At 58.6% G+C, this 3,231-nt stretch carries 7 protein-coding genes; 4 read left to right on the plus strand and 3 right to left on the minus strand.

Going from position 1 to position 3,231, the window contains the following annotated elements:
- Positions 1-124 precede the first annotated feature (124 nt).
- Both E0486_RS18315 and E0486_RS18320 read right to left on the minus strand, forming a co-directional pair.
- Positions 125-403 carry an acylphosphatase gene (locus E0486_RS18315; protein ID WP_131854482.1) on the minus strand — a complete coding sequence of 93 codons (279 nt, stop codon included), beginning with the start codon at positions 401-403 and terminating at the stop codon, positions 125-127.
- Positions 403-930, minus strand: coding sequence for a YdeI/OmpD-associated family protein (locus E0486_RS18320; protein ID WP_131854484.1), 528 nt, complete (start codon positions 928-930; stop codon positions 403-405). The genes E0486_RS18315 and E0486_RS18320 overlap by 1 nt, the downstream gene beginning before the upstream one ends.
- 80 nt (positions 931-1,010) lie before the next feature.
- Here E0486_RS18320 and E0486_RS18325 point away from each other — a divergent pair, with 80 nt between their 5' ends.
- The 4 genes from E0486_RS18325 to E0486_RS18340 all read left to right on the plus strand — a co-directional run bounded on the left by E0486_RS18325 (position 1,011) and on the right by E0486_RS18340 (position 2,599).
- The gene (locus tag E0486_RS18325; protein WP_131854486.1) at positions 1,011-1,292 is read left to right on the plus strand and encodes a hypothetical protein; all 282 of its coding nucleotides are present in this window, start codon (positions 1,011-1,013) and stop codon (positions 1,290-1,292) included.
- A 10-nt stretch (positions 1,293-1,302) separates the two neighbouring features.
- Complete coding sequence (locus tag E0486_RS18330; RefSeq protein ID WP_131854488.1) at positions 1,303-1,515, plus strand: hypothetical protein; 213 nt, start codon at positions 1,303-1,305, stop codon at positions 1,513-1,515.
- A gap of 140 nt (positions 1,516-1,655) precedes the next feature.
- Positions 1,656-1,913, plus strand: a complete 258-nt coding sequence (locus E0486_RS18335) for a hypothetical protein (RefSeq protein WP_131854490.1) — start codon at positions 1,656-1,658, stop codon at positions 1,911-1,913.
- 329 nt (positions 1,914-2,242) lie between these two features.
- Positions 2,243-2,599 carry a carboxypeptidase-like regulatory domain-containing protein gene (locus tag E0486_RS18340; RefSeq protein WP_131854493.1) on the plus strand — a complete coding sequence of 119 codons (357 nt, stop codon included), beginning with the start codon at positions 2,243-2,245 and terminating at the stop codon, positions 2,597-2,599.
- On the opposite strand, the gene E0486_RS18345 is transcribed toward E0486_RS18340, so the two are convergent.
- The coding region (locus E0486_RS18345) for an IS5 family transposase (protein ID WP_131853817.1) at positions 2,588-3,231 on the minus strand (644 nt) is incomplete at its 5' end. The genes E0486_RS18340 and E0486_RS18345 overlap by 12 nt on opposite strands.

The following is a 3,231-nucleotide window of genomic DNA, read 5'->3' on the forward strand; positions in this document are numbered from 1 at the left end:
TGCGTCTCGCGGAAAACCAGCTGCGTCTCGCGGAAAACCAGCTGCGTCTCGCGGAAAACCAGCTGCGTCTCGCGGAAAACCAGCTGCGTCTCGCGGAAACCAGGTGCGTCTCCTGAAGCCTGCTTTACCGCTGGCGCCGGACTTTAAACCCTGGTTCCGTCACGGGCTCGGCGGATTCGCTGACGGCCACGTTTTCGACGACGGCCTTTTCGGGGCCGCGGCGGCACCATGCAATAAACGAGTCGATTTTTTCCGCAGGGCCAGCGGCGAGCGCTTCCACGGCGCCGTCGGGGCAATTACGCACCCAGCCGCGCAGGCCCAGTTCCTCCGCCATCTCCTGGGCCGTGGCGCGGTAAAAAACGCCCTGCACCTTCCCGGTGATCCGTAGAAATACTGTTCGCATCAGTAATCCTCCTTTTCTTTTTTGGCCCTGGCGGCGCGGATCATCTCGCCATAGCTCCAGCCCCGTGCCAGTCCGTCCACCATCTGGGCAATGCGTTTGGCGCGTGTCGGCTCCGTTTTGGCGCTGTCCACCCAGCGCACGAAATAGCGTTGGTGGCCCGGCGTGAGCGCCCGGAAAAAAGCGGCAGCCGCCGGCTCGTCGGCCAGGCATTCGTTGATGTCGGCGGGCACTTCGAAGGCGTCGGTGTCTACCGACAGCTCCACGCTCACAGCCGCGCCGCGTTCCTTTTTCAGCTCCTTGCGCATCGCCGCGTTAACGGCCAGGATAAAAGCGCCCTCGCCCATGGGCACCAGCGCTACGCCCTTGACCGGCATTTTGTCGATACGGCCTTTGACGCGGTAGGAGCTACGGCAGCCGGGGTTCAATTCCTCTGCCAGGTCAGCGGCCAGGGCGATGTAGGTCCAGCCCGTTTTTTCACCGAGCTGGCCGAAGCGTTCGAGTTGAGTCGTAAAGCGGATGCGGGCCATGAGGACCTAAACTTAGGAAAGATTCGGGCACCGGCCGCTCCGTGGCACAGGATTGGCGCAGATGCCCCAAACGAAATTTTATGCAGGAAGATAACAAGCGCGGCGGTACGCCGCCCGAGGGCCGCGACCAGGAGCCGCAGGAGCGCTCCGGCAACCAGCAACAACAGCATTCGGATGAGACGCCGATCTATCTCACCAGCAACAGCACGCTGCAAACCGAGGCGGAACATCGCCACGACCAGTCGGTAGATCCCCGGCAAGACCGCACGATCGACGTGAACCGCGACGACCAGCACGAGATCCGCGCCGGCCGGCTGACGGGCCGCGACGAAACCGACAACGATCAGAATACCACCGTTTAAAAAGAAACCTATGGATACGAATCGCAAAGGAATCAATGGGCAGGAGCAGCCCGACAAGCTCGCCAACAGGGGCCATGGCCCCGAGGGAGTTGACAAGGCGCCAGGTGAAGAGCCAAGCCAGGACAATGTGCAGTTTACCCAGCAGACCCAAAAAGGCAAGCAATCCGTCGACGCCGATCCGGACCGGCAAGAGGACCGGGCCATTGATGAGCAGGACATTTAGCGGAGTTTACAGTTTACGGTTTGTAGTTTTTTTAGGTTTGAAGACTTTTACTCAGCCCGGCTTGCGATTACTTCCCTTTGCGTTCACCGGTAAACGATAAACTATAAACTGCAAACTGGAAACTGGCTTACTTTTAACGCATGTCATGTCAATTCTCCCTCCCCATGAGTGGCGAGCCGCAGGCTGCCCTCGACAAAGCCCGTAAAGCTGTACAAAGCCAGGGCGGAACGTTTACAGGCGATACGAATGCCGGCCAGTTCAGCGTAACGGTGTTCGGAAACGTCATTGCCGGCAACTATACGGTGGCCGGAAGTGAGCTCCAGGTGCTGATAACGGAAAAGCCTTTCCTGCTTCCCTGCCCGGCAATTGAAAGCTACCTCAAGAGTGCGATCCATTAAGAAAGCCTTAACGGGATTTTTCCCCGGTTGGCCGAGCGCGGGACGGGTTTAGCCTAAGGAACCGTGAAAAGGACGGTTGGTAAGTGTATTTTCATAGTGTCATTGCTGCTATGACAATCGAATCTGACCAATGGGGTCGCAACCAAACTAACGTTCCGTTGCCTGTAACGGGGTCGTAACCAAACTAACTTCCCGCATCGAATCCGCTCCTGTTCAGGAACCATCAATGCTTTAGCCGTGAATGTTCACGGCTTTTTTCATGCCCTTCCTGGACTTCAACAACCTGTTAAAAGCCGGCGTTGGCGCGCGCGCCGGTACCTTTGCCCTTCATGAGCCAAACGATCCGCCGGCTGCTGCTGCTCAGCCTCATCCTTACCTGCGCTGCACCTCTCTTTGCGCAGGTGACCCTCACGGTGTCGGTAACCGACGCCGGTAAAAAGCCGATTCCCTTTGCTTCCGTACAGGCACGCGATTTTTCCGACAGCAGCCGGAACGTCCACCTGGTGGCCGACAGCAACGGCATCGCCCGCTTCGACGTTTCCGCCGGTATCTGGGAGATCGGCGCCAGCTCCGTCAACTTTTTGCCCGGGAAAAAAACCTTGCGTGTAGGCCCGGGTCCGGCGCGGCTGGTGCTGGCGCTGGACGCCTCGGGAACACTAAGAGGCTGTCTAAATTTAAGTCATTAGTTTTTTGAGGGTTATGTGGATGGCGCTCATCAGGAGCATGGCGCGGGACATAACGATAGTTTTTTCATAGTCCTTGGCGAGTCTTCGGTAATTGATCAACCAGGAGAAGGTTCTTTCCACCACCCATCTGACAGGAAGGGGGGAGAAGCGGTTGGAGTGTCTGCGCTGAATGAGCACCCACCGGATCCTGCCTCCTGCGGTAAAAGCCGGTGGTCCGTCGTAGCCGCCGTCGGCGACAATAGTGCGCACCGAAGGGCGGTCCTCCACATCATCGCGCAGCACGCGCGCCCCGGTCTTGTCATGAACAAAAGCGGAAGTAACGCCGGCGGCAATGACGGTGCCCTGGGTGTCCACAGCCAGGTGGCGCTTTCTTCCCTTTACCTTTTTGCCCGCATCATAACCCACCTCGTCGCCTGTGCCGGCCACGGTTTTTACCGACTGGGCATCAATGAGCAGCATCGAAGGCTCGCCGCTTCTGCCTTGCCGGCGCCGCAGCTGAATGCCCACCAGGTATAGCGCCCGGTCCAGCAGTCCGTAGCGGGCCCACTTGTTCAGGTAGTACCATACCAGGCGGTAATCGCCGTACTGCGGCGGAAGCGAGCGCCACTTGCAGCCGTTGCTCAAAAGATAAA

It is taken from the genome of Flaviaesturariibacter aridisoli (assembly GCF_004343705.1).
GTDB classification, from domain to species: domain Bacteria; phylum Bacteroidota; class Bacteroidia; order Chitinophagales; family Chitinophagaceae; genus Flavisolibacter; species Flavisolibacter aridisoli.